At 75.2% G+C, this 4,633-nt stretch carries 3 protein-coding genes; all 3 read left to right on the forward strand.

Features of this window, described 5'->3' with window-relative positions; all coding sequences use genetic code 11:
• Positions 1–762: 762 nt before the first annotated feature.
• The 3 genes from E0D90_RS28450 to E0D90_RS23725 all read left to right on the forward strand — a co-directional run bounded on the left by E0D90_RS28450 (position 763) and on the right by E0D90_RS23725 (position 4,401).
• Positions 763–2,463: a hypothetical protein gene (locus tag E0D90_RS28450; RefSeq protein ID WP_130800022.1), complete on the forward strand. Its 1,701-nt coding sequence runs from the start codon at positions 763–765 to the stop codon at positions 2,461–2,463.
• A 341-nt stretch (positions 2,464–2,804) separates the two neighbouring features.
• Entirely contained in the window at positions 2,805–3,443 is a 639-nt protein-coding gene (locus E0D90_RS23720; RefSeq protein WP_227870443.1) for a class I SAM-dependent methyltransferase, read from the forward strand.
• 112 nt (positions 3,444–3,555) lie between these two features.
• Positions 3,556–4,401, forward strand: coding sequence for a DUF5336 domain-containing protein (locus E0D90_RS23725; RefSeq protein WP_130800023.1), 846 nt, complete (start codon positions 3,556–3,558; stop codon positions 4,399–4,401).
• Positions 4,402–4,633 lie beyond the last annotated feature (232 nt).

A 4,633-nucleotide genomic window follows, 5' to 3' on the forward strand; every position in this document is an offset into this window, starting at 1 on the left:
GGTCAGCACAGCGCACTCCGATCGACGCGCGCCGGGTGGCGTATTCACCCGTACGCGTGAAGCATCCCGGAACGCGTTGTCCGGGGCCTCGCGGCGGGCCTAACGTCGACGGACGGCGCGGTCCCGTCCGGCCGGTGGACGGCTCCGGCCGGACGGGACGCACCGGTTGCCCTGTGCGGCGAAAGCCGTCACCGCACGGGACTCGGCGTACCGTCCGCGCCGTGCGACCAGCCGGGAGCCCGACCGCGACCTCCCCCTCCGCCGACCGAACCAGTCCGACCCCCACCACCGATCCACCCGTCACAGCCGAGACGAGCCGACCGACCACCAGCCCGCCGGCCGGGGGCGCCGACCCGACGGCTCACGCGGCGCACCGCACGCGCCCAGCCCCGGCCCGCTCCCGTCAACGGACAGGGCGGTCCCGGCCGCACCGACCGCCGAACCGCCGAACCGGCGAATCACCGGACGCGAGCGACGGCCCCGCAGTGATCACACCGAGACCCGCGCCCGGCGGTGGCCCGGGCGCAATCGGGTAAGCGACGCCCGGGCGTCACCCGCAGCCCGCGGCGGACGCCCCGAACAACCCCGCGCCGACGCACCGCGCGCGGCCCACCGGCACACCACGGGAGGCCGCCCGGCCACAGCGCGGTCTCCGGACAACGGGCACGCGGATCGACCACGACCGCGCACGAGACGAAGGGAGGCAGGCGCGACGGCGGAACGGATCCGCCGGCCCGGAAGAACCGGGCCGCGCCTCACGCAATGACGGCCACCGCCCCCGAACACATCCCGGCGCTCCCGACGACTCCGCCGCACGAGCCGTTCGCCGCCACCCCGCACGGCCCGGCGCTGACCCTGTCCGCCTGCGGCGGCTACGCGGCCCGCCTCACCACCGCGGAGGGCGGCTGGTACCCCGAGCGCTGGACGCTCGACGGTCCCGAGCCGTACTCGGTGCCGCTGCCCGGCGGTCAGCCGGAGGACCCGGGCACCGAGGTGCTCCCCCTGTCCGACGGCCGCGTGCTGATCTCCCGCCGCTCCGGCGACCGCTGCCTCTTCTCCCTGCTCTACCCCACCGGGCCGGACACCGGTGAACTCCCGCTCGGCGCGCTGGAGTGCGACTGGCTGACGCTGCTTCCGCCCGCGCCCGACGGTGCGCGCGTCTACGCCCTGGTGGTGGACGCCGGTGCCACCACGGTCTGGCTGGTGTGCGGCGGGGCCTACGGTCCGGAGCAGGTCGCGGCGCTGGAGGGCCGCTGCCAGGCGGGTGGCTGGCTGGACCGGGAGGGCCGGCTGCTCGTCCTCAACCGGACCGACTCCGACGGCCGCACCCGGGCCGTCACCGTCGATGTCGAAGGGGGCGCGGAACCGGCGGTGCTGCTGCGGATCGGTGAACGCAGCAACGACCGGCTGCTGCTCGCCGACCCGGACAGCGGGCTGCTGCTCGTCGCCTCGGACGCACCGGGCAAGGAGCGCATCGGCTGGGGGGTGCTCGGCAGTCATCGCCCGATCCGCTTCCCCGAGGCGCTCTACCCGGAGGGCGTCGCGGTGCATCCGCTGGCCACCCAGCCGGAGCGGATGCTGCTGCCCGAGTCGTGCGGCGTAGCGCTGCGGATGTCCGGCCCCGAGGGCACCTGGCTCGCCGTGTGGCGCCCACAGCAGCGCGACCTCCAGCATTTCCCGGCCCCGAGCGGCTGGCTGGCGGACGGCTCCCGGTGGACGGCCGACGGCGAACTGCTCCTGCCGTACGCCGACGGCTCCGCGCCGTGCGGCCTGGAGCGGCTGCGGGTGCCCGAGCCACCGGCACCGCACACCTCCGCGTTCGGGGACGGCGGCCACGGGGACGGCTGGTACGGCGAGACCGACGCCGGCCCGACCGAGGACCACATGCGCTCGGGGCACGCCCACTTCGACCACGCCGGGTCCGCCGGGCACCCCTTCGCCGACCCCGGGCACCCCGGCCACGAGCACCCTCACCTCGGGCACCCCGACCACGGGCCGCGGCGGTCCGGCCCGGCCGCCTGGCACTCCTCCGCCCCGGAGCACCGGGCGGACCCGTTCCCGCCGGAACCGTACGGCGGAGCCGAGCCGTTCAGTGGTCCCGGCGACTCCCCCACCGGCGCCGTCGGCCGTCTCGGTTCGCCCGACGGTGTCGGCAGGCCGGGCGACGGCGGGCGCTACGCCGCCGGGTTCCCTCCCTCGTCGCAGCCGGCCACCCACCGCGGTGGCTCGGACCGGCCCACCACTGCGACCGCGGCGGCGACGCCCGGAGGGACCCCCATGACCGACAGCTCCGTTCCAGGCACCTCTTCCTACGGAACCCCGGCCGGTGACAGCGGCCATGACCACCACGCCCCGGCGGCCGACGCCGCCCTGCGGGAGGGCGGCCAGGCCGTCGAGGACCCGTGGACGCGGGGCGTCTGCAAGCCGATCCCGCTCCAGCAGGCACCGCTCGCCCGAGGCTGATCCGCCCCGTGACCCGGCGCCCGCCCCGCACTTCACGCCGGGGCGGCGCCGCGGGGCGGATGACGACGGCCGTGCGCCCAGTGCCCGCCCCCGCCCGGTGGCGCGGGCGGGTCGCGCCGCGTCCTCGGCTCCCCCCGGCTGTAACGTCATCTGTTTCATAGGGCAGAGTGAAGCTCGAACAGGGCGGTATGCCGAGCACGCCGCGACGGAGTGACAGGGGACCGATGGGGCACGCGCCGGGCACGACGGACAGCCGACGGGGCACGGCCGGTGAGCCCGACGGCGACGCCGGTGCCCCCGCCGCCGCGACCCTGGAGGCGTTCGAATCCGCCCGCGGTTTCATGCCGCTGGACGAGGGGCTCGCACTGCACGCCGCGGCCGTGGAGGCGGGGCGCCTCGGTCTGCCGCTGCTGGAGATCGGCAGCTACTGCGGCCGGTCGACCCTGCTGCTGGCGGATGCCGCCCGGGCGGCGGGCACCGTGGTGGTGACGGTCGATCACCACCGGGGCAGCGAGGAGCAGCAGCCGGGGTGGGAGTACCACGACCCCGAACTGGTCGACCCGGCCAGCGGTCTGATGGACACCCTGCCCTTTCTCCGTTCCACCGTGCACCGCGCCGGCCTGGAGGAGTGGGTGGTCGCGGTGGTGGGCAGCTCCCCCGTCGCGGCGGCCGCCTTCGGGGCCGGCCCTCGCTTCGGCCTGGTCTTCGTCGACGGCGGCCACACCGACGAGCACGCCGGCGCGGACTACGAGGGGTGGGTACCCCAACTCGCTCCGGGCGGACTCCTGGTGATCCACGATGTCTTCGAGGACCCGGCGGACGGCGGACAGGCGCCGTTCCGCGTCTGGCGCCGCGCTGTGGAGTCCGGTGAGTTCTCCCGGCTGAGCGTCACCGGATCGCTGCGCGTCCTGCGCCGGAACAGCCGAGGCGACGGCCGAAGTAACAGCCCCATCACAACCGTGCCGCCTGCGCAACAGTAGGTGGACGCCACCGGTTTCCGGGGAGCTTCATCCGTACGATGGGCCCGCCCGTCAGACCGGTTGCTCACCGCGAGATCGACCGAGACCGACCGAGACCGACAAAGGATCTGATGTGAACTACCGCTCGCTGAACCGAGGCGACGCAGGGGTCATGGTGGCAGCGGTTCTGCTGTTCATCGCCTCATTCCTGGATTTCTACAAGGCGTTCGGGGACTCCGCGAACGGCTGGGACTCGGACTTCTTCCCGGTCCTGCCGTCGATCTTCCTGGCCGGAATCATCGGTGCCGCGCTGATCCTGGCCGCCCGTATGGCCAAGCCCGAGGTGTCCGGCCGGGAGTTCGCCGGGCTGCGTCTGGGCCAGTGGGGCACCGCGCTGAGCGTGACCTCCTTCTGGGCCGCGTTCTGGACCCTGGTGGGCGGCCCGCCGCTGGACGTCGGTGCCGGCCAGGTGCTCGCCTTCATCGCCACCCTGGTGCTGGCCGGTGCCGCCATCGCCACGCCGCTGGTCGGCGCTCTGCAGGGCCCGCTGATCCCCGCTCCGAAGGCACCCACGCAGCCGCAGCCGGGCCAGCAGCAGTACGGCCAGCAGCAGCAGCCGCAGCCGGGCTACGGCTACCCCGGCCCGCAGGGCCCGGGCCAGCAGGCCCCCGGCCAGCAGCAGCCGGGCTACGCCCAGCCGACGCAGGCCATGCAGCAGCAGCCCGCGCAGCCGCAGCAGCCGCAGCAGCCGCAGACCGGTGGCCAGCCGGCCGCGGACCCGAACTTCCAGCCGTTCTGGTTCGCCGTTCCGGTGCAGCGCCCGCTGTACGGTGAGGACGGTTCGCCGACTCCGATCGCCGAGCTGGCCCCGGGTACCTGGTACCTGGCGGTCGAGCAGCGCGGTCAGGCGCTGGTCGCGCAGACCCAGGACGGCCGTCGCGGTGTCCTCCAGGACACCTCCGGCATCCAGCGCGGCTGACGGCTGACGCCAGGCGTCAGACTCGTAGAAGTCTCGGGCGACGGCCCCGGTCTCGCGGTTTCGACCGCGAGACCGGGGCCGCACCCTTTCCACGGGAAGCGGCACGGCGGCGGGCGGCGCGGGAGCGGTTCGCCGGGCCCGTGCGGCAGCGGCTCGCGGGGCCATGCAGTACGAGAGCGGGTCCGCACGGCCGCGCCGCGCGGACCCGCTCTCGTACTGCATGGCCCCGCGA

Source organism: Streptomyces otsuchiensis (assembly GCF_004305975.1).
In the GTDB taxonomy this organism is placed as follows: Bacteria; Actinomycetota; Actinomycetes; order Streptomycetales; family Streptomycetaceae; genus Streptomyces; species Streptomyces otsuchiensis.